The sequence below is a fragment of the Pseudomonas sp. NFACC14 genome, assembly GCF_900106885.1.
In the GTDB taxonomy this organism is placed as follows: Bacteria; Pseudomonadota; Gammaproteobacteria; order Pseudomonadales; family Pseudomonadaceae; genus Aquipseudomonas; species Aquipseudomonas fluorescens_AA.
On sequence record NZ_FNOA01000002.1, the window covers coordinates 65,203 to 86,069 of the forward strand.

21 protein-coding genes are annotated in these 20,867 nt (G+C 61.5%); 15 read left to right on the plus strand and 6 right to left on the minus strand.

All coding sequences use genetic code 11. From position 1 onward, the window contains the following. Positions 1–59 precede the first annotated feature (59 nt). The 9 genes from BLU85_RS04825 (at position 60) to BLU85_RS31295 (ending at position 6,961) form a co-directional block, all read left to right on the plus strand. Positions 60–332 carry a hypothetical protein gene (locus BLU85_RS04825; RefSeq protein WP_092203740.1) on the plus strand — a complete coding sequence of 91 codons (273 nt, stop codon included), beginning with the start codon at positions 60–62 and terminating at the stop codon, positions 330–332. Positions 333–366: 34 nt separating this feature from the next. Further along, positions 367–615: a metallothionein gene (locus BLU85_RS04830; protein ID WP_092203738.1), complete on the plus strand. Its 249-nt coding sequence runs from the start codon at positions 367–369 to the stop codon at positions 613–615. Positions 616–1,038: 423 nt separating this feature from the next. Next, positions 1,039–1,416, plus strand: coding sequence for a con-10 family general stress protein (locus BLU85_RS04835; protein ID WP_092203736.1), 378 nt, complete (start codon positions 1,039–1,041; stop codon positions 1,414–1,416). A gap of 266 nt (positions 1,417–1,682) precedes the next feature. Further along, complete coding sequence (locus BLU85_RS04840) at positions 1,683–2,564, plus strand: manganese catalase family protein (protein WP_092203734.1); 882 nt, start codon at positions 1,683–1,685, stop codon at positions 2,562–2,564. A 105-nt stretch (positions 2,565–2,669) separates the two neighbouring features. Beyond that, a complete protein-coding gene (locus BLU85_RS04845; RefSeq protein WP_092203732.1) occupies positions 2,670–3,599 on the plus strand; it encodes a ZIP family metal transporter in 930 nt (309 codons plus the stop codon). A gap of 175 nt (positions 3,600–3,774) precedes the next feature. Then, entirely contained in the window at positions 3,775–4,275 is a 501-nt protein-coding gene (locus BLU85_RS04850; protein WP_092203827.1) for a YciE/YciF ferroxidase family protein, read from the plus strand. A 130-nt stretch (positions 4,276–4,405) separates the two neighbouring features. Beyond that, a complete protein-coding gene (locus BLU85_RS04855; protein ID WP_092203730.1) occupies positions 4,406–5,812 on the plus strand; it encodes a saccharopine dehydrogenase C-terminal domain-containing protein in 1,407 nt (468 codons plus the stop codon). Between the two features lie 130 nt (positions 5,813–5,942). Continuing rightward, on the plus strand, positions 5,943–6,533 hold the full coding sequence (locus BLU85_RS31290; RefSeq protein ID WP_256572882.1) for a hypothetical protein: 591 nt from the start codon (positions 5,943–5,945) through the stop codon (positions 6,531–6,533). Then, a complete protein-coding gene (locus BLU85_RS31295; RefSeq protein ID WP_256572881.1) occupies positions 6,503–6,961 on the plus strand; it encodes a hypothetical protein in 459 nt (152 codons plus the stop codon). Before BLU85_RS31290 ends, BLU85_RS31295 begins: the two co-directional genes overlap by 31 nt. A 9-nt stretch (positions 6,962–6,970) precedes the next feature. Here BLU85_RS31295 and BLU85_RS04865 read toward each other — a convergent pair whose 3' ends face one another. Beyond that, positions 6,971–7,165: a hypothetical protein gene (locus BLU85_RS04865; protein ID WP_053123348.1), complete on the minus strand. Its 195-nt coding sequence runs from the start codon at positions 7,163–7,165 to the stop codon at positions 6,971–6,973. A gap of 165 nt (positions 7,166–7,330) precedes the next feature. Between BLU85_RS04865 and glsB the strand changes: the two genes are divergently transcribed. Next, a complete protein-coding gene (glsB, locus tag BLU85_RS04870; RefSeq protein WP_092203728.1) occupies positions 7,331–8,239 on the plus strand; it encodes a glutaminase B in 909 nt (302 codons plus the stop codon). 63 nt (positions 8,240–8,302) lie between these two features. On the opposite strand, the gene BLU85_RS04875 is transcribed toward glsB, so the two are convergent. Beyond that, positions 8,303–8,632, minus strand: a complete 330-nt coding sequence (locus BLU85_RS04875) for a hypothetical protein (RefSeq protein WP_092203726.1) — start codon at positions 8,630–8,632, stop codon at positions 8,303–8,305. A 614-nt stretch (positions 8,633–9,246) separates the two neighbouring features. Continuing rightward, on the minus strand, positions 9,247–11,202 hold the full coding sequence (locus BLU85_RS04880; RefSeq protein ID WP_092203724.1) for a DNA topoisomerase III: 1,956 nt from the start codon (positions 11,200–11,202) through the stop codon (positions 9,247–9,249). 242 nt (positions 11,203–11,444) lie between these two features. Between BLU85_RS04880 and BLU85_RS04885 the strand changes: the two genes are divergently transcribed. Beyond that, positions 11,445–11,852: a response regulator gene (locus tag BLU85_RS04885; protein WP_092203722.1), complete on the plus strand. Its 408-nt coding sequence runs from the start codon at positions 11,445–11,447 to the stop codon at positions 11,850–11,852. Positions 11,853–11,990: 138 nt separating this feature from the next. Here BLU85_RS04885 and BLU85_RS04890 read toward each other — a convergent pair whose 3' ends face one another. Both BLU85_RS04890 and BLU85_RS04895 read right to left on the minus strand, forming a co-directional pair. Continuing rightward, entirely contained in the window at positions 11,991–13,613 is a 1,623-nt protein-coding gene (locus BLU85_RS04890) for an MFS transporter (protein ID WP_092203720.1), read from the minus strand. 204 nt (positions 13,614–13,817) lie between these two features. Continuing rightward, positions 13,818–15,461 (minus strand): GMC family oxidoreductase, encoded by a 1,644-nt coding sequence (locus BLU85_RS04895; RefSeq protein WP_092203718.1) that lies wholly within the window; start codon positions 15,459–15,461, stop codon positions 13,818–13,820. A gap of 130 nt (positions 15,462–15,591) precedes the next feature. On the opposite strand from BLU85_RS04895, the gene BLU85_RS04900 reads away from it, so the two are divergent. From BLU85_RS04900 to BLU85_RS04910, 3 genes are all read left to right on the plus strand, one after another. Further along, on the plus strand, positions 15,592–16,476 hold the full coding sequence (locus tag BLU85_RS04900) for a LysR family transcriptional regulator (RefSeq protein WP_092203716.1): 885 nt from the start codon (positions 15,592–15,594) through the stop codon (positions 16,474–16,476). Between the two features lie 161 nt (positions 16,477–16,637). Next, on the plus strand, positions 16,638–17,009 hold the full coding sequence (locus BLU85_RS04905; RefSeq protein WP_092203713.1) for a c-type cytochrome: 372 nt from the start codon (positions 16,638–16,640) through the stop codon (positions 17,007–17,009). A gap of 115 nt (positions 17,010–17,124) precedes the next feature. Beyond that, positions 17,125–18,423: a D-arabinono-1,4-lactone oxidase gene (locus BLU85_RS04910; RefSeq protein WP_170847624.1), complete on the plus strand. Its 1,299-nt coding sequence runs from the start codon at positions 17,125–17,127 to the stop codon at positions 18,421–18,423. Between the two features lie 218 nt (positions 18,424–18,641). Here the strand turns inward: BLU85_RS04910 and BLU85_RS04915 are convergent, their stop codons facing one another. Beyond that, positions 18,642–19,586: a SphA family protein gene (locus BLU85_RS04915; RefSeq protein ID WP_092203709.1), complete on the minus strand. Its 945-nt coding sequence runs from the start codon at positions 19,584–19,586 to the stop codon at positions 18,642–18,644. A gap of 207 nt (positions 19,587–19,793) precedes the next feature. On the opposite strand from BLU85_RS04915, the gene BLU85_RS04920 reads away from it, so the two are divergent. Then, entirely contained in the window at positions 19,794–20,831 is a 1,038-nt protein-coding gene (locus tag BLU85_RS04920) for an AraC family transcriptional regulator (protein ID WP_092203707.1), read from the plus strand. The last annotated feature ends 36 nt before the right edge of the window (positions 20,832–20,867 follow it).

Consider the following 20,867-nt stretch of genomic DNA (forward strand, 5'->3'; position numbering starts at 1 on the left):
GGAAGAGCGACAGGCTAGCGTGCCGGTCGCTCCTTGAAGCTGCCGAGAAGAGGAAACGTATGAAGCAGACCACGGGTGAAGTACGGGCCATCAATCGACAGAGCGCAATGGTGGGGGTGTATGTGGCGCAGGAGGACGGCCATACCGTGCTCGAGCTGGGTTCGGCCAACGACATCGATATTGGCGACATCCTCGAGTGGAACAGCGGCACGGCCTTGGGCACGCAGTCCTATCACAACCTGACCAAAGGCTGGACTGCCGATGTGTATGTGGCCAACCACGGCGTTGCGGCGGCGAACCTGGAGGTTCAGCTGATGGTCGGCTCTGCCTGACGGCGCCTTCGACCCCTTATTCGGGAGAAAGAGCATGAGCGAATTAAAGTGCGGTTGCCCCGATTGTCAGTGTGAGGTAGATCCGCAACGGGTTTTCAATCACGACGGCGAAGCTTACTGCAGCCAAGCCTGTGCCGAACAACACCCCAATGGGGAGCCGTGTCCGGCGCCAGACTGCCATTGCGAACGCAGTGGCAAGGTGGGTGAGCGGGACGTCACCAGTAAGCAGCTGGATGATGCGCTGGAGGAAACGTTTCCGGCCAGTGATCCGATTTCACCTTGATCGATCTCTTATCCGGGTGCCGGCGACAGGGCATCCGGACGCCGCAAGCCGGTCAGTGCGGTGGTGCAGGAAAACACCGGCAGCCCGCGAGTTTTGGCTTCCTGGAACGGCGCGAGGCCAGGGTGACGAGACCGGTGCAATGGGGTGCCGGCGCCGCCCGACCTTTGGCGGACAGCGTGGAAAGACACGCACTGCTTTCAATTGAATGTAATAAGTAATTGCTAAGGTGTTTAAGATAATTTATGGCTCGCCGCTTAATTGATAGCGAGTTGTAATGTTCAGGCGTTGAATGGATTTGAATTGTCTGGTTCTGACCGTTCGTCGCCGCTCGCTGAATTTCTTTCAAACCTTGGCGAAGTCCAATTCTCATAGTAAATACGGGCCAGCGAGGCTCGTTAAACACTAACTAACGAGGTGAATGAAATGGCTAATACAGGAAATAACAATCCTGGCAATTTCGCTAACGATCGTGAGAAGGCATCGGAAGCCGGGAAAAAAGGCGGACAAGCGTCCGGCGGCAATTTTGCCAACGACCCTGGGCGCGCATCCGAGGCTGGGCGTAAGGGCGGACAGGCATCGGGCGGCAACTTTGCCAACGACCCTGGACGCGCTGCAGAGGCCGGCCGCAAAGGCGGGCAGGCATCGGGTGGTAATTTCGCCAACGATCCTGAGCGCGCCTCGGAAGCGGGCCGCAAAGGTGGCCAGGCTTCGGGCGGCAATTTTGCCAATGACCGGGAAAAGGCTTCCGAAGCCGGTAGGAAGGGCGGCGAAAATAGCCGTGGCGGCGGTCGTGACTCGTAATGCCCGCTGACCAGGCAGGCCCCGTGCCCATGGCATGGGGCCCCATGGGCGGCAATAATTGAATGCGGATATAAAGTTTCGCCTGGCTTTACAATCTTTTCCTTTTTATTCGAGATGAGATGTTCGGTATTGTCTTTGTCATTACCGTTCGTCTCATTTATCGAATAAAAAACAAATCACGTTCCCTTAACTTTTTCTGATGCCTTGTGGGCCCTGTTATTGCTGGCAGTGTCTCCATGGTTTATGTCTGATCGAGGGCTTTGATCATGTTTTTACATAATAAAAGACTGCAATACACCGTGCGCGTCGCCGAACCCAATCCCGGCCTTGCCAACTTGCTGCTTGAACAGTTCGGTGGTGCCCAGGGGGAGCTGGCGGCGGCGTCGCGCTACTTCACCCAGGCCTTGTCCGAGGACGATCCAGGCCGTAAGGATCTGCTGATGGACATCGCCACCGAGGAACTCAGCCATCTGGAAGTCATCGGTTCGATCATCGTGATGCTGAACAAAGGTGCCAAGGGCAAGATGGCCGAGGGCGTGGAAAAGGAGGGCCAGTTGTACCGGGACATCAACGGTGCCGGCAATGATTCCCACATCACCAGCCTCCTGTATGGCGCCGGCTCGCCATTGACCAACTCCGCCGGTGTGCCCTGGACCGCCGCCTATGTGGATACGATTGGCGAGCCGACAGCGGACATGCGTTCCAATATCGCGGCCGAGGCGCGGGCGAAAATCGTCTATGAGCGCTTGATGAATGTCACTGACGATCCCGGTGTGAAGGAAGCGCTGGGCTTTTTGATGACCCGCGAAATCGCCCACCAGCTGTCGTTCGAAAAAGCCCTGCACTCGATCCAGCCCAATTTCCCCCAAGGCAAATTGCCGGGCATGCCGGAGTTCACCAACGTTTACTTCAATATGTCCCAGGGCGAACCTACCGTGCGCGGCCCATGGAATCAGGGCGACGATTGGGAGTTCGTCGAAAATCCAGCGCCAGCGGTGGATGGCGGCGATGGCCTGGCCAGCGTCCAGCTCAGTGAAAAAGACGAAGCGCTGCTGATGGACATGAAGGCACGGACGATGTCCAACCCGGAAAGCAACCCCGTCACGGGTGCCGACTTGGGTTCAGGGATGCAAGGTGACAAACTGTAAACAACAGCGAGGGGGGAGACTCCCTCGCCTGAACCTTATTCGTCTGAGCGTTCCCGTCATGCAACCCTCAGACTAGCCATGCCCGCAGAGCATTAAGGACATTCGATGGACCAGCCCACTTCCCGGATCCGATCCCCATGGCGTACCTGGCTGGGTCCTGTGCAAAACAACCTGCTGCTCGGGGTGAGTTTCTGGCTCGGGCTGGCCGTGATAACCGCGTTGTTACTCTACAGCGGCTACAACGCCTTGGTCGGTGCTGATCGGCACAATCTGGGCTACGCGGTCCTGGGCGGCACGTCCGGTTTCGCCGCCACGGCCTTGGGCGCATTGATGGCGGTGGTGCTGCGGGATATCTCGTCACGCACCCAGGACATCATGCTGGGTTTCGCCGCCGGGATGATGCTCGCCGCCAGCTCTTTCTCACTGATCCTGCCGGGCATCGAAGCCGCGCAGGTGATTTGTGGCAATCAGTTGCTGGCCGCGTTTGTCGTCGTGGTCGGCCTGGGATTGGGTGTGGTCCTGATGATCGGCCTCGACCGTTTCGTGCCCCACGAACACGAGTTGAGTGGGCGGCGCGGTCCTGAAGTCGAGCGCATTAACCGTGTGTGGCTGTTCGTGCTCGCCATCACCTTGCACAACCTGCCGGAAGGCATGGCCATCGGCGTCAGTTTTGCCGACGGCGACTTCAAGGTCGGCTTGCCCCTGACCACTGCCATCGCCATCCAGGACATCCCCGAAGGCCTGGCTATCGCCATGGCGCTGCGAGTGACGGGCATCAGCACCTTGCGTGCTGCGCTGATTGCGGTGGGCTCCGGGCTGATGGAACCGTTGGGGTCGGTGATTGGCCTGGGTATGTCCTCGGGTGTCGCCGTCGCCTACCCCATCAGCCTCGGGTTGGCGGCGGGCGCGATGATTTTCGTGGTGTCCCACGAAGTGATTCCCGAGACCCACCGCAACGGCCATGAAACGCCGGCGACGCTGGGCCTGATGATGGGGTTTGCGGTGATGATGTTTCTCGACACGGCGCTCGGTTGAACGCCGCTCGACTGTTTCGAAACCCTCCGTCCACGCTTCGAAAAATTTCTTGAACATCTGAAATTTTCTTCGGGTCAGTGTTGATGACAGGTGAGCGGCGTAGGCCGGCTTCACCTCATCTACCCTTTGAGGCCCGCCCAGTGCGGTGCCTTTTCTTGACCGGAGGATGATTGAAATGGCCAGGAAAACAGTGACCGACCTGTTCATTCACGAACTGTCCGATATCTACAGCGCCGAGAAGCAGATCACCCGCGCATTGCCCCGCATGGCCAGGGCCGCGACCAACCCTTTGCTGGCGCAAGCCTTCAACGATCACCTTGAAGAAACCCAGGGTCAGATCGAGCGTATCGACACCCTCATCGACGTGGCCGGCATCAAGCTCAAGCGCATGAAATGCGTGGCCATGGAAGGTTTGGTGGAAGAGTCCAAGGAATTGCTCGAGGAAATCGAGAAGGGGGCGGTGCTCGATGCCGGGTTGATCGGTGCGGCGCAAAAAGTCGAGCATTACGAGATCGCCAGTTACGGGACTCTGATCGCCATGGCCAAGCACTTGAACCTGGGCGATGAAGTGGTCGGGTTGTTGCTGGCAACGCTCAAGGAAGAAAAAGCCACCGACGAGAAACTTTCCAAGATCGCTGAGCAGGGCGGTAACCAGGCCGCGACGATGGACTCTTGACGAGCTATGGGGGGGCTGGCGCAGGATCGACAATGCCTGCGCCAAGCGCCTGTCGACTCTGACAGTAGCCAAAGCCCCGATGCCGGTATCTCATGGCTCCATTGTTTTCGTTCTGCCCCGGAGGCAGCTCATGGAACATCAGGTCCCGTTCACCGGCCATCTGATCTTCATCGGGTTTGGTTCAATCACCCGGGCCACTTTGCCGTTGCTATTGGGGCAGGATCATGTCCCTGTCCAGCACATCACGGTCATCGCGCCCGTTATCGAGAAGCACATCTGGTTCAAGGAGCGAGGGATCAGCTTCGTTCCCAAGGCGCTGACTGAACCAACCTTCGTGCAAGTCCTGGATCGCTTCGTCAGGCGCGGCGACTTCATCGTCAACCTGTCGGTGGAGGTCAGTTCGTTGGCGCTGATGGCCTATGCCTTCAACAAGGGCGCGCTGTACCTCGATACCTGCGTCGAGCCTTGGGTGGGCGGCTACGACGATCCGCAATTGAGCCTGTCGCGTCGCACCAACTACGCCTTGCGCTATCAGGTCCTGGCTTTGCAAAAAAAACTGGGCAGAGGGCCGACGGCGGTGGTGGCCCATGGAGCCAATCCCGGTCTGATCACCCATTTGCTCAAAGCCGGCCTGGTGGAACTGGCGGTGCAGCTGAATCATCCGCTGCCACACAATAGCGAGGGCGTGGACTGGGCCCGGTTGTGCAGGGAGACGGGTATCAAGGTGATTCATTTTGCCGAGCGTGACACCCAGCGCTCCAAGCAAATAAAGCAGGACGATGAGTTCGTGAACACATGGTCAGTGGAAGGATTCATCAGTGAGGGTTGCCAGCCGGCGGAGTTGGGCTGGGGCACCCACGAGCGCAGTTGGCCGTCGTCTGCCAGGCGCCATCGCTTCGGGAGCCGCAACGCCATTTACCTGGAACGGCCGAGCGCCAGTATACGGGTCAAGACCTGGACGCCGTTGGCCGGGCCCTGCCTGGGCCTGATGATCACGCATCACGAAACGGCGTCGACCGCCGACCTGCTGACCGTGAAAGATCAACGCCAATTGATCTACAGGCCGACCCTGTATTACGCCTACCGCCCGTGCAACGATGCCTTGTTATCGATGCACGAGTTGATCGGTCGCGGCTGGCAGAGCCAGCCTCGGCAACGCATCCTCAACGGTGAAATCGACAGCGGCGGCATCGATGCGCTGGGTGTCCTGCTGATGGGGCACGAACTGAATGCCTACTGGTTCGGCTCGGTGTTGAGTATCGATGAGGCGCGCGCGCGATTGCCTTTCAACAACGCCACCAGCTTGCAGGTGGCCGCGGGCGTGTTGGCGGGAATCGTATGGGCGGTGGAGCATCCGGATCGTGGCATCGTCGAGCCGGAGCAGATGGACTACGAGCGCGTACTGGAAGTGGCCAGGCCCTACCTTGGCAGCCTGGTGGGCAAACGTACCGACTGGCAGCCGAGCACTGCTCTCTACGAAACTTCCCGGGACCAAGCGGCGTTTGACTGGCAGTTCGAGCAGTTCATCCGGCTTTGATGGAAGCGCCGATAAACCACCACGCCGTAGTAACTGCAAACGCCAGATAAGCCTGCCTGAGCCCGCAGGTTTCGTTGCTCGCCACCTATACTCAATTCCGTGGATGACATGAATCCGGGGTGGCGCGATCGTGCTGCGTTCGCTGATGTTGGCCGTTGTGCTCGTTCTGGCGGGGTGCGCCACGCCCCAGCGCGGTCAACAGGCCGCGCCGGTGGCGATTTCCCAGGACACTTGGCGACAGGTGGACCAGCAGCTCATCGCAGCATCGAAAAGCGCCGTCGAACAGGCGGCACTCTACGCCCGTGGGTCGATGGAGCATTGGCGCACGTTGGTCTATGAGCGCACCGAGGTTGAATTCATCCCCTGGTTCAGCAGCTATTGGACCCAGGAGTGGCTGGCGGTGAAGGTCAGTTGGTACGCCGCCAGTGCCGAGGGCGAGACGGATTCCTCGGCCAGGCGCCTGGCGGTTTACCTGCAAGAACAATATCGCGAGAAGGTGCTGGAACCGGTGGCGGTGGAAATCGATCCCGAGGCGATCAGGGCCAACGCCATAGGCTACTACCTGCGCCAGCTCGATCAGCAGGTCCAGGTCATCGCCCTGCGACATCGTATCCCCAGCGAACTGATGAACCGACGGCTGCACGGCACCCGGCCATCCGCCTCGGCCCGCCAGCGGCGCGTGACGCTTCGTTGTACGAGATGGTCCACACCGAACCGTTGAACACCCTGCCGGCCTATGCGGCCCTGATCGATCACGTCAACAAGGCTGCAACCACAGGGGCCGGACCCTCGGAGGCGGTGATCGCCACGGTGGCGCAACGCACCAGCGAAAAAATCGAGGCCCAGTTCGCCACGCGTGGGGCAACCGGTGCGGCGGCGGCCGTGGCCGGGAAGGCGGCGGGGGCGTTGATCTCGGTGGGCGTGGCGGGCATCCGCGCGATCATCCACGAGGGCGAGCGGCCGGAAATGGAAGCGCAGATCCGCAAAAGCCTGAGCGTTGCGTTCGACGAAGCGTGGTTCAAGTCACTCAAGCATCCCCTCAGCGGGGTGATGGCACCGGTGTACTACCTGGACGAGGAAATAGAAGGCAACCTGGTGGAGGCGGACCTGGCCAATCGAGCGGTGGCATTGCCGGACATCAAGCCGTGACGGGCCGCTTCATTCTGAGCCGAGGGTGACGCGACAACCCTTGCGATGGCGGATCTGCTCGTCCGATGGGCGTTCCTTGATGAACTCGAAGCGCGGCTCGCCTTCGCTGTAGATCACCAGCCATCCCCATTCCAGTTCGCTTTCATCCTGCCCGGGCTGGGGCGGCGAGGCCCACCAGGGCTCTTTTTGCATGATCTGACGCATCGTCTACTCCTGCCGATTGATCCTTTGAACTATAGACCGCTCGATGAAGACGCTTGCATGGGTTGTGTGCCTGAAGCTTGATAATCAGTGTGCTCTGACCCCGTCCACCAGCGTCTAGCGTCTGTATCCCCGCACTCGAACGGGGAATGACTGGACCCCGCGCATATGCAAGCACTGTTGAACGAGATCCTCGATGCGGTTCGCCCCCTGATCGGTCAGGGCAAGGTAGCCGATTACATTCCTGCCCTGGGCACTGTGGTGCCCAACCAGTTGGGTATTGCCGTGTATGGCAATGATGGCGAGTTGTATTGTGCCGGCGACGCCGAAACAGCGTTTTCGGTGCAGAGTATTTCCAAGGTGTTCAGCCTGGTGCAGGCCATCGGGCATTCCGGCGAAGCGATCTGGGAACGCCTGGGCCATGAGCCATCCGGCCAGCCCTTCAATTCCCTGGTACAACTGGAGTTCGAGCGTGGCCGGCCGCGCAATCCGTTCATCAATGCCGGCGCGTTGGTGATTTGCGATATCAACCAGTCGCGTTTCGCCGCGCCGGCGCTGTCGATGCGCGATTTTGTGCGCCGCCTGTCGGGTAACCCACAGGTGATGGTGGACGGCAAGGTCGCCGAGTCGGAATACCAGTACCGCGCCCGCAACGCAGCGATGGCGTACCTGATGCAATCGTTCGGCAACTTCCATAACGACGTGGAAGCGGTGCTGCGCAGTTATTTCAGCCATTGTGCCTTGCGGATGAGCTGCATCGATCTGGCGCGGGCATTCTGCTTCCTGGCCAACGACGGGTTCTGCAAACACAGTGGCGAACAGATCCTCAGCGCCCGGCAGACCCAACAGGTCAATTCCATCATGGCCACCAGCGGCCTGTACGATGAGGCCGGCAACTTCGCTTATCGCGTCGGCCTGCCGGGCAAGAGCGGTGTCGGTGGCGGGATTGTCGCCGTGGTGCCGGGGCGGTTCACCGTATGCGTCTGGTCGCCGGAACTCAACGCCGCCGGCAACTCCCTGGCCGGCATGGCGGCGCTGGAGTTGATGAGCCAGCGGATCGGCTGGTCGGTGTTCTAGTTTCCTGCCGCATAAAAAAAGGCCCGCTCCTGATCCAGGAGCGGGCCTTTTCGTTAGGGGATATCAGCAGAGGCGGTCGATGACCCGGACCTCGGAAGTGTGCTGCATCGACTGCCAGGCCTGGGTCAGCGTTTGCAGCACGCGGCCCATGAAGTCTTTGTCAGCCGCGGCCTTCTTGCCGACGTAGCCCTGGCCACGGCGGTACATCTTCAGCCGGGCACACAGTTCTTGCGTGTTCTTTTCGAACTCGTCTTCTTGGGTGTAGGGCGACAGGCAGTCCATGTGGACCTGGCCAGTCTTGCTGATCCACAGGATATGGCTGTCGAGTGTGTCCTTGTGTGCGGCGAACATGCGAGCCAGTTCATCAATAGATGGTTGATTGTTCAGATTCATGTGTAAGCCCCTTGACCATTTGGTTGATCTGTCTGGTGGTTCGCAAAAACTTCGCTTCTCGGTAAGTGCCTGCCTGCTACCGAAACCAGGCCGTCAGCGTTCGTCCGTCGAACTTCGACGGGGTCGTGCATCGGTTGTGTAGTGTTATCGAAGGGCTGCTACGCAAATGCGCTACAACGAAGAGAAACAGCGAAGAATCATCAGGCATTGTCAACTTTCGAGGGTCGACCACGCGCGTCATGAGGATCTTCGCCGACGTTTCTCGTCCTTGTTACCGGACGGTCATGCCAGGTCAGCACCTTCAATCTGCCTTGTGGGCAGTCCCTTATCCAAAAAACAGCTCGGCGGTCAGACGAGCTTGCTCAAACAGTTGCCTGTACTCCCGATCGGGGAGACGTCTGCATCATGCAAGGGCAAATCGGAGGCGTCAACGGTTTTGTAGTGATTATTTTTGTTCACTACATATTGTCGGACAAAATGGTTTGGGCATGAGGATTTCCGGTCAGACCCACAATCCATGTGGGAGCGAGCTTGCTCGCGATGGCGGTGTGTCAGTCAATTATCTGATGGCTGATTTACCGTCATCGCGAGCAAGCTCGCTCCCACAGGGGGAATCAGGGAGGCTGATTTTTGTTGGCTTTGCTCGCCTTGCGCGGTGCGCCGCCGGTCTTGCGCTTGGCCGGCTTGCGCTTGTTCTTCCACGGCGTCGCGCCTCGCCCGGCGGGGCTGGCCGGGCCGCTGATGGTCAGGCTCATGCCCTGGCAGCGGGCGACGTGCTTGCTCATCCAGGCGGCTTGCCGGGTCACGAACTCTTCCAGGCTCATTTCTCCGCTTTGCACCATGTCCAGGGCCTGCTCCCAGATGGCGGTGGTGCCCGGGTCGGCGATGGCCCGGGGCACGGCGTCGATGAGGCTGAAGGCCGCCGGTGTGGCGGACAGGGCCTTGCCGTTCTTCACCAGGTAACCGCGGTCGAGTAGTCCCTGGATGATCGAGGCTCGGGTCGCTTCGGTGCCGATGCCGGTGGTGTCCTTGAGCTTCTGCTTGAGCAACGGGTCTTCCACCAGCTTGGCGACGTTCTTCATCGCCTTGATCAGGTCGCCTTCGGTGAAGGGCTTGGGCGGCTGGGTCCATAGGTCCTTGGGGTTTACCTCGTCCACCGCGCAATCGCGACCTTCGGCCAGTGCCGGCAAGGTTTGCGGTGCCGGTGCCTCACGGCCCTTTGCCGGCGCCAGCGCTTCGGGCAGGGCGCGTTTCCAGCCGGGTTCGACGATCTGCTTGCCCACGGCACGCAGCGCCTGGCCGGCACAGTCGAAGTCGGCCTGGGTCCGGTCGTATTCGTGGTTGGGCAGGAACTGCGCCAGGTAGCGCGCACGAATCAACGTATAGACCGCACGCTGCTTGCCGGCGAGTTTGTCGAGGTTCCTGGCGGCGGCGGTGGGAATGATGCCGTGGTGGGCACTGACCTTGGCGTCGTTCCAGGCCCGGGATTTGCGCTGCGGTTGCAAATGCTCGCGCAGTGGCGCGAGGCTCGGGTCGGCCTGGGCGAGGGCGGCCAGGATGGCCGGTGCTTCGCTGTGCTGGCTCAAGGGCAGGAAACCGCAATCGCTGCGGGGATAGGTGATGAGCTTGTAGGTCTCGTAGAGCGACTGGGCAATGTCCAGGGTTTCCTGGGCACCGAGGCCGAGTTTCTTCGAGCAGACTTCTTGCAGGGTGCCCAGGTCGAAGGGCAACGGCGCCGCTTCGCGCAGGCGCTCGGTACGCACCTTCAGTGTCCGGGCGGTGCTGGCGTTGCGCATGGCCTGGGCCGCGTTTCGGGCCAGGGCCTGGTTCAGGCACCGTTCCTGGTCGTCGCAGGCATCCGGGTCGGCGCGCCACTGGGCGGTGAACGCCGTGCCTTCATGGCTGAGCTGCACGTCGATGGCCCAATAGGCGACCGGCACGAAGTTGGCGATGCTGCGGTCGCGGTCCACCACCAGTCGCAGCGTCGGCGTCTGCACGCGGCCTACCGGTAACACGCCCTGGTAGCCGGACTGGCGCCCCAGCAAGGTGAACAGGCGACTCATGTTCATGCCGATCAGCCAGTCGGCCCGGGAGCGGCCCAGGGCCGAGTGATACAGGTTGAAGGTTTCGACGCCCGGCTTGAGGGCGGCCAGGGCCTTGCGGATCGACGCTTCGTCCAGGGCTGACAGCCATAGCCGCCGGATCGGTCCGCGATACCGGCAATGCTCCACCAGCTCCCGGGCGATCATTTCGCCTTCGCGGTCGGCGTCGGTGGCGATCACCAGCTCCTTCGCTTCCCCCAACAGGCGCTTGACCGCCTTGTACTGGCTGGCGGTTTTCGGCTTGACGGTCATTTTCCATTGCGCGGGCACGATGGGCAGGTCGGCCAGGACCCAGCGCTTGTAGCGCGCGTCGTAGGCGTCGGGTGGGGCGGTTTCCAGCAGATGACCGATGCACCAGGTGACCGTGACGCCAGGACCCAGCCAGCAACCATCGCCACGGCGCGTGGCACCGAGCACCGCGGCGATGTCCTTGGCCTGGGACGGCTTTTCACACAGGTACAGCTGCATAGCGCCCTTTTCCTGAGCAGATTTCATGGGCTTGTAGCATGGTCATGGATGCGCGCAAGGGCAAGTTTTATCTGTATGGATATACAGATAAAAGCGTTGCGCTGCGTTGCCAAGGGGTGTCTGGCGTGACATTCGGCGTCCTGTCGGCACGCAGAATGAATTTCTCGCAGGGGGATGGCTCATAACTTCAAGGCGGTTGAAACCCGCAAAGTAGGTTTATGAGGTCAAGGAGAGTCACTTTCATGAATTCGATGCCCAATGGCAACGGCCAGGCGACTACGCGTTTGATTCTCGTGGTGGAAGATGATCCGACTATCCTGGAGTTTCTCTGTGAAATCCTCGAGGAAGAAGGATTTGTCGTGGAGCCTCAGAAAAGCGCTGACGATGCCTTGGAGTTCCTCGAAAAGAGCGCCCACTTCGTCGATCTGTTGCTCACTGACATCACCATGCCCGGCAAGATCGACGGTGCCGACCTGGCCAACCTGACCGGAGACCGCTGGCCGCAGATCCCGCTGCTGATCATGTCCGGCTTCGAAACGCCGGAAAGCGCCGGGATCAAGCACCATGCGTCGTTCATCGCCAAGCCCTGGGCGTTGGGGCAAATGTTGGATCTGGTGGAAAGTACGGTGAAAAGCCATCAGGTGCACTGATGGCTTGGCCTGGAACCAGACCTTGTGGCGAGGGAGCTTGCTCCCGCTCGGTTGCGTAGCAACCGTCAAAACGGGACTGCTTCGCAGCCCAGCGGGGATAAATCCCCTCGCCACAGATGTTGCTGAAACAGCCGTTTCTCAGTTCTTATCCAGGTCCACGTTGCGGGTTTCCCGCAGGCAGATCATGCCCACCACCAGGCTCACCCCGGTGATCACCACCGGGTACCACAGCCCGTAGAAAATATCCCCGGTGTAGACCACCAGGGCAAACGACACGGTGGGCAGGAAGCCGCCGAACCAGCCGTTGCCGATGTGGTAGGGCAGGGACATGGAGGTGTAGCGGATCCGGGTGGGGAACAGTTCGACCATCAACGCCGCCAGCGGTCCGTAGCACATCGCCGAGATGATGATCAGCGCGACGATCAAGGCCACGATCATCGGCCGGTTGATCTGCTGGGCATCGGCCTGCTGCGGGTAACCGGCCAGGGTCACCGCGCCGCGCAGGGCGGCTTCGTCGTAACCTTCGAGTTTCACGTCACCGACGCTGACCTGCACCGCGCTGCCGGCCGGGGCCGCGACGCTGCTGTAGGGCAGGCCTTGCTTGACCAGGAAGGTCTTGACCTTGTCGCACGGGCTGTCGAAACGCGCCTTGCCCACCGGGTCGAACTGGAAGGTACAGGTGGCCGGGTCGGCGACCACGGTGATCGGCGCCTGGCGGCTGGCCTGGTCGATGGCCGGGTTGGCGTAGTGGGCCAGCGTCTTGAAGATCGGAAAGTACAGGGCCGTCGCCAGCAGCAGGCCGATCATCAGCACCGGTTTGCGCCCGACCTTGTCCGACAGCCAGCCGAAAAAGATGAAGAACGGCGCGCCAATCACCACGCTGACTATCAGCAGGCTGTTGGCCAGGGCCGGGTCCATCTTCAGGAACTGGGTGAGGAAAAACAGCACGTAGAACTGCGCGGCGTAGAAGGTCACCGCTTGCCCGGCATTGATGCTGAACAGGGCGATCAGCACCACCTTCAGGTTTTCCCATTTGCCGAAGGATTCGCGGATCGGCGCCTTGCAGCACTTGCCTTCTTCTTTCATTTTCAGGAAGGCCGGCGACTCGTGCAGGCTCAGGCGAATCCAGGTGGAGATGCCCAGCAGCAGGATCGACAGCAGGAACGGAATGCGCCAGCCCCAGACTTCGAACTGATCGCCGGTGAAGTAGCGGCAGCCCAGCACCACCAGCAGCGAGAGCAACAGCCCCAACGTGGCGGTGGACTGAATCCAACTGGTATGGAAACCGCGCTTGCCCATCGGCGCATGCTCGGCGACGTAGGTGGCGGCGCCGCCGTACTCACCGCCCAGGGCCAGGCCCTGGAGCATGCGCAACACCACCAGGATGATCGGCGCGGCGATGCCGATGCTGGCGTAGTTGGGCAGCAGGCCGACGCAGAACGTCGCCAGGCCCATGAGGATGATGGTGGCCAGGAACGTGTACTTGCGCCCGATCATGTCCCCCAACCGACCGAACACCAGTGCCCCGAATGGCCGCACGATGAAACCGGCGGCGAAGGCCATCAGGGCGAAGATGAACGCGGTGGTGTCGTTGACCCCGGCGAAGAACTGCTTGCTGATCACCGCCGCCAGGGCGCCATAGAGGAAAAAGTCGTACCACTCGAACACCGTCCCCAGGGACGAGGCGAAGATGACTTTCTGGGTTTCCTGGCTGGTGCCGGCGCTGCGCGTGGCTTCCAGGGGCTGAACATGCTCGGACATAGCGGTATCCCTCACAGTGATTGTTTTTGTTGTTCCACTGCGACGCCGGGGTGGCGTCTCCTGATTTGACACACTTTCCTTGAATCGACTCAGTCCCTTGTGGGAGCGAGCTTGCTCGCGATGGCGGCCTGTCTGTCACCCACAAGTTGAATGTGCCGCCGTCATCGCGAGCAAGCTCGCTCCCACAGGTGGTTCTGTTGTTCTTCAGACCGTGGCAGGTGTTTTTTCGACGCCAGTGTTCCTCGTTGTGGGGTTGAGCATCATCTGCGCCGCCTTCTCGGCAACCATCAGCGTCGGCGAGCAGGTGTTGCCCGAGGTGATGCGCGGCATGATCGAGGCATCGGCGATGCGCAGGCCCTTGATGCCGTGGACGCGCAGTTGCGCATCCACCACCGCGTCGCGATCCTGGCCCATGCGGCAAGTGCCCACCGGGTGGAAAATCGTCGTGCCGATCCGGGCGGCGGCCTGGTGCAGTTGCTCTTCGGTTTGCAGGCTGGGGCCCGGCAGGTATTCCACCGGTTTGAACGCGCTCAGGGCCGGGGCCGCGACGATGCGGCGGGTCAGGCGGATGGCGTCGGCGGCGACCCGCAGGTCCTCGGGGTGGCTCAGGTAGTTGGGCTGGATCAGCGGCGCTTCGTGCGGGTCGGCCGAACGAATGTCCACCCGGCCACGGCTTTGCGGGCGCAGGTCGCAGACCGACGCGGTGAACGCCGGGAAGCTGTGCAGCGGTTCGCCGAAGCGCTCCAGGGACAGCGGCTGCACGTGGTATTCGAGGTTGGCCGAGGTCTGTTCCGGGCCCGAGCGGGCGAACGCGCCGAGTTGGCTCGGGGCCATGGACAGCGGGCCGCTGCGGTCGTACAGGTAGCGCAGGCCCATGCCCATCTTGCCCCACAGGGTGCCGGCGATCTGGTTCAGGGTGCGGGCGTTTTCCAACTGGTAGATCAGCCGCAGTTGCAGGTGGTCCTGCAAGTTGCCGCCGACACCGGGCAGTTCATGGGTCACGCCGATGCCCAGGCGTTGCAGCAGGCTGCGCGGGCCGATCCCGGAGCGTTGCAGGATCCCCGGCGACCCCACGGCCCCGGCGCACAGGACGATTTCCTTGCGGGCCTTGAAGGTCATGCCCTTGCCTTGCCAGCGAGCGCTGACGGCGTGGGCGCGGTCGTCACGCAGCAACACGCGGTCGACCTCGACGTCGGTCAACACCGTGAGGTTGGCGCGCTGGCGAACCGGCTTGAGAAACGCCTTGGCCGCGTTCCAGCGCACCCCGGCTTTCTGGTTGACCTGGAAGTAGCCACAGCCTTCATTGTCGCCGCCGTTGAAATCGTCGACGTTGGGGATGCCGCTCTGCTCGGCGGCGCTGCGGAAGGCATCGAGAATCGGCCATGACAGGCGCTGGCGTTCGACCCGCCATTCGCCGCCGCTGCCGTGAAATTCGGACGCGCCGGCAAAGTGGTTTTCGCTCTGGCGGAACAGCGGCAGCACGTCTTCCCAGGCCCAGCCGGGATTGCCCTCGGCAGCCCAGCCATCGTAGTCCGCAGCCTGGCCGCGCATGTAGATCATGCCGTTGATGGAAGAACAACCGCCCAGGACCTTGCCGCGCGGGTAGCTCAGGGCCCGCCCTTGCAGGCCCGGTTGTGCTTCGGTCTTGAAGCACCAGTCGGTGCGCGGGTTGCCGATGCAGAACAGGTAGCCGACCGGGATGTGAATCCACGGATAGTTGTCGCGTCCACCGGCTTCGAGCAGCAGCACCCGGTGTTGCGGGTTGGCCGAGAGCCGATTGGCCAGCAAGCACCCGGCAGGGCCGGCGCCCACGATCACGTAATCGTATTCATCGACGACAGGTTGCATTCGCGACCTCATTCTTGTTGTTGTGGGACCCATCCTAGTTGTTAGTTTTCGTCAAAAGAATGTTAGTTTTTGCGCAGTGGCTGTGCGTTTATAAACAGTCATGCCTTCAGGCATGCTCAAGGATCGCTTCATGTTCGACTGGAATGACCTGCGCTATTTCCTGGAACTGCAACGCAGCGGGCGTTTGTTGACGGCTGCACGGCGCCTGAACACCACCCACGCCACGGTGGCCCGGCATATCGAGGCCATCGAGAAAAGCCTGGGCACCGCATTGTTCGTCCAGCATGCCCAGGGCTATGAACTGACCCCGGCGGGCGAGACGTTGCTCAAGCACGCCGAGGCCATGGAAAACGTGGCATTGCTGGCCCAGGAGGACATCACCCAGTCCAGTGCACCCCTGGGCAAGATCCGCCTGGGGGTGACCGAAGGGCTGGGCATCATGTTCCTCGCCAGTCGCATGGACGGGTTGTTCCAGCGCTATCCGGGGCTGGAGGTGGAACTGGTGGCGGTGCCGCGCTTTGTCAGCATCCTCAACCGTGAGGCGGAAATCAGCATCCACCTCGAACGCCCGGCGGCCGACCTGCTGGTGACCCGCAAACTCACCGACTACAGCCTGGCGCTGTACGCCAGCCAGGCCTACCTGGATCGCTCGCCGGCGTTGCGCAGCCGCGAGGACCTGGCTCGCCACGCCTGGATCGGTTATGTCGATGACCTTTTGTTCAGCCAGGAACTGATGTTCCTCAACAGCTTTTGCCGCAACCCCCGGGTGGTGTTCCACAGCACCAGCGTCATCGCCCAGCAACAGGCCGCGCGCTCGGGCCTGGGGATCGCCGTGTTGCCGTGCTACATGGCCAGCGCTGACCCGGCGCTGGTGCCGTTGCTGCCGGACGAAACCATCCGCCGCAGCTATTGGATCAGCACCCGTCGCGAACTGCACAAGTCCGTACGCCTGCGGGTGTTGTGGGATTACGTGGTGCAGTTGTGCGAGCGCGAGCAGGCCCTGCTACTGCCCTGACCCCAAATCCCTCGTCACAGTGGGCTGTGTAAGTGCTGGCCGCCCAAGCCCCCTTTTATGGCCCCCAATGACCTCAAGCCGACGCGGTGGCGTGCCTTAGTGTGGGAACTGCCAGACCCACCACAAGAAAGGCGCAACCGTTGCGCCGCAAGAGGGGCCTTATGTCGGCAATCACGCCTTCCTTCCTGCTTCGAACCGCTGCCGTCGTGTCGTTCGGCGCGTTGCTTGCCGCCTGTGGCGAAGAGGCCAAGCCGCCCGCGCCCACGGTATTCACGGCCATGCCCAGCGATGCGGCACTGGCCCAGGTCTACGACAGCAGTTGCAAGCTCTGCCACGCCAACCCCGGTGCCGGGGCACCGTTGACCGGCGATACGAACGCCTGGGCCCCGCGGGTTGCCCAGGGCGCCGACACCCTGCTGGACCACGCGATCAACGGCTACAACGGCATGCCGCCGATGGGTTTGTGCATGCACTGTTCCGAAGAGCAGTTCCTGGCCCTGATCGCCTTCATGTCCGGTCAACACTTCCAATAATGAATACGGGTACTACGGCATGACGATGGATTACTCACGGCGTCGGTTGCTGCAACAGGCCGGCGTGGTCGCCGCCTTCACGGCGCTGGGCAGCCAGGGCGCCCTGGCCGAGCTGATGCGTGCGCCGCGGTTGATCCCGTGGCGCAACTGGTCCGGTGCGCAGAGTTGCCTGCCGGCGGCGCGCCTGGCTCCCAAGGATCTCGATGAACTGGTGCAGGTGGTGCGCCGCGCCGAAGGGCGAATCCGTCCGGTGGGTTCCGGTCATTCCTTCAGCGCCCTGGTACCCACCGATGGCACCTTGTTGTCGCTGAGTTTTTTCAGTGGCCTGCTGGATCACGACGAGGCCAGCCTGCAAGCCACGTTCGGCGGCGGCACGCCCATGTCGCGCATGGGCCCGGCGCTCAAGGCCATCGGCCAGGCACTGCCGAACATGGCCGACGTGGATTACCAGACCCTGGCCGGTGCCATCGCCACTTCGACCCACGGCACCGGCAAGGCCTTTGGCTCCTACGCCTCCCAGGTCGTCGGCCTGCAACTGGTGACGGCCAGCGGCGAGGTCCTCGATTGCGATGCCCAGCATCATGCCGAAGTGTTCAAGGCTGGCCGGGTGTCCCTTGGCGCGCTGGGGCTGGTGACCCGCGTGCGCCTGCAGAACCGCGCCGCCTATCGTTTGCGCGAGCACCAGTGGGTGGCGAAAACCGAGGAGTTGCTCGAGGACGTGGACGCCAACACCCGGGACAACCAGCACTGGGAAATGCAAGTCGTTACCCATTCCGACTATGCGTTGTCGATCACCCTGAACGAGACCACGGATCCGGCCACGCCGCCGATCAGCCCCGAGGAGGAGGGCGGCAATGAGTTCGTTTCCCTGATCGAAAACCTCGACAAGTACGGCAGCGATTTTCCCGCGATCCGGCGAGCGTTGCTCAACAGCCTGCGGCTGGTGGCCGATTTCGATGACCGTGTCGGTGATTCCCACGACATCTACGCCAACGCCCGTACCGTGCGCTTCAACGAGATGGAGTACTCAGTGCCGGCCGAACACGGCCCGGCGTGCCTGCGGGAGATCCTCGCGCTGATCCGCGACAAGGACCTGCGCACCTGGTTTCCCATCGAATACCGCTACGTGAAGGCCGACGACATTGCCTTGAGCATGTTCGAAGGCCGGGACAGTTGCTCGATCTCCGTGCACCAGCACTACCAGATGGACCATCACAATTTCTTCGCCGCCATCGAGCCGATTTTCTGGAAATACCAGGGCCGTCCGCACTGGGGGAAATTGCACTCCTTGAACGCCAAGGCCCTCCAGGCCCTGTACCCGCGCTGGACTGAATTCACCCAGGTGCGCCAGGCACTGGACCCTGGCGGCAAGTTTCTCAATGGGCATCTTTCATCGATTCTGGGTTTGAGCTGAAGCCAGGCACCTGTGGGAGCGAGCTTGCTCGCGATGGCGGTGTAGGAGCTGGCGAAGCCTGCGATCTTTTGAGCTTGATCGTTTACTTATGACTCAATTGGTCGTGGAAAGATCGCAGCCTCGTTGCACTCGACAGCTCCTACACAGCTCCTACATAGCTAGCTCCTACCTAGCTGATCGGGATCAAGCTCCCTCGCCACAAGAGCTGCGAAGGCTTTCTAGAACGCAAACGGAATACTGATCTTGGCCCAGAGCATTTCCCCTTCCGGGCGATTCTCCACGTCGAACTCCTTGGCCCAGCGGATCTCGGCGCTGGCGTACTTGAGGAAGGTCAGGTGCAGCGCCGGGCCAATGGCAAAGACCTGGCCGCGTACGCCATCGTCCACGTCTTGCCCGGCGAATTGCACGGTGCGGCCGTACTGTTTGTCGTCAGTGGTCTGCTTGAGGTAGTAGCCGTTGAGCCCCAGCCTCAGGTTGTCGGTCACGCGGTAGCTGACGGAATAATCGAAGTGGAAAATCTGCCCCGACCGGTAGTCGGTGTCCTTGTTCTTGCGGTTGAAGCTGTAGGTGCTTTTCATCGACACCTCGGTGTCTTCCGTGGGCAACCAGGTGAAGGAAAACAGCGGCTTGTAGGTGTAGAAATTGTTGCTGGTGTTGGCCAGTCGATCGGTGCTGTATTCGCCGGTCGGCACGGTGATTTCCACCGCCGCGGCCAGGGTCAGGTTTTTGCCCATGTCCCAGAGCACGATGGGCGAAATGGTCGTGTCGCCCATGCCCTCGCGGGTGTCATGCAGGCCGAACACCGAAACTTCCTGTTTGATCCAGGGCTGGGCGATGTAGATCCCCGCGCGCCCACCGGCCACCCGCAACGGGCTCAGGTAGTCGATGCGCGGGACCACTGCCGTGGATTCGATTTCGACATCCGGCAGTTCGCCGCCCAATGAACTGATGTTGAATTTCCGAGCCTTGTAATGGTTGTAGTAGAGGTTGAACGCGACCATGTGGTCCGGAAGGCTGTCGACCTCCAGTGGCAACACAAAAAAACCGTCGGTGCCGGGGCCGATGTTGTCCACCCCCGATTCGGTAGCCTGGGCGGGCAGGGCACCGCCGCAGGCCAGGCCGAGGGTCAGTTGCAAGGCGAATGTCGTGCGGGTCGGGTTCATTGGAGGGGCTCATTATTATTGTTGGAAACGCACCGGAGGTCCGAGTCATACAAATAAGCCGTTCGCCGCCGACAGGGCAGGGTATTGGCGGCCATACAGGGGACTTGAGCGGCCAGATTTTCAGGCCCCTCTATCCAGCGGCTCATGCTAACTTTATGAAATAACCGGTTACAAAAAACGCCACCTAACGTGTTCCGGAATCCGCCCATGCAGATGAAAGTCATCGACCCCACCTATGAATTGGCGCTGGTCTCGCCATTCCTGCTGCAAACCCTGGCCGAGGTGGTGGCGGACAAGGGTTTCGATGCCGCCAGCCTGTGTCGCGGCCTGGGGTTCGGCCTCGATGACCTGCAAGATCCGGCCCAGCGCATTTCCTACCGCCAGGCCGTGATCATGATTCAGCGTTCGCTCAAGTTGTTGCCCGACCAGGGCCTGGGGTTATGGGTGGGTGACCGCAACGTGCTTGGCACCCTCGGCCTGCTGGGTCACGTCTTGTCGTTGTGCGAAACCCTGCGCGATGCCTTCGCCTTGGGTGTTCGTTACCAGCACACCACCGGCGGCATCGCCGTGACCCGTGTCGAAGAAGCCACCGACCGAATCATGGTCGAGGCCACTTGCCGCCTGCCTTTCGCCGAGGTCCAGGTGTTTGCCGTGGAAGAGTTCTTCGCCAGCCTGATGGTCTATGGCCGGGCGCTGGCCAGTCCCGATTTCAAGCCCCTGGCCGTGGAATTCATGCACGCCGCGCCGTCCTATGCCCAGGAATATCAGCGGATACTGGGGCCGGATGTGCGCTTCGGTTGCCGGCACAATCGCATGTTGATCGATGTGCGCTGGCTGGATATGCGCCTGCCCAATCATCACCCGCTGGCCCTGCGCCAGGCATTGGCCTTGCTGGAGCAGGAGGCCTGCGAGGTCCACCAGAAGATCGACCTGATCCAGACCGTGGAACGGGCCATTGCCCGGGACCTGAGCCGTGGCAGTCACATCGAGAAAATCGCCAGCGATCTCAACATGAGCAGCCGCACCCTGCGTCGGCGCCTGACCGAACACAGCCTGACCTTCGAGACCTTGCTCGAACAAGTGCGCCGCAGCCGCACCCTGAACCTGCTGGCCAACCCCGAATTGTCCATCGAGCGCATCACCGAAGAAGTCGGCTACAGCGATGTGCGCAGTTTCCGCCGGGCGTTCCGGCGCTGGACCGGCATGAGCCCCAGTGCCTTTCGCAGTGAAGGCGCCCAGCTCTAAGGTTATGTCCAAACGGTATTTCTCAAGTCTTGGCGG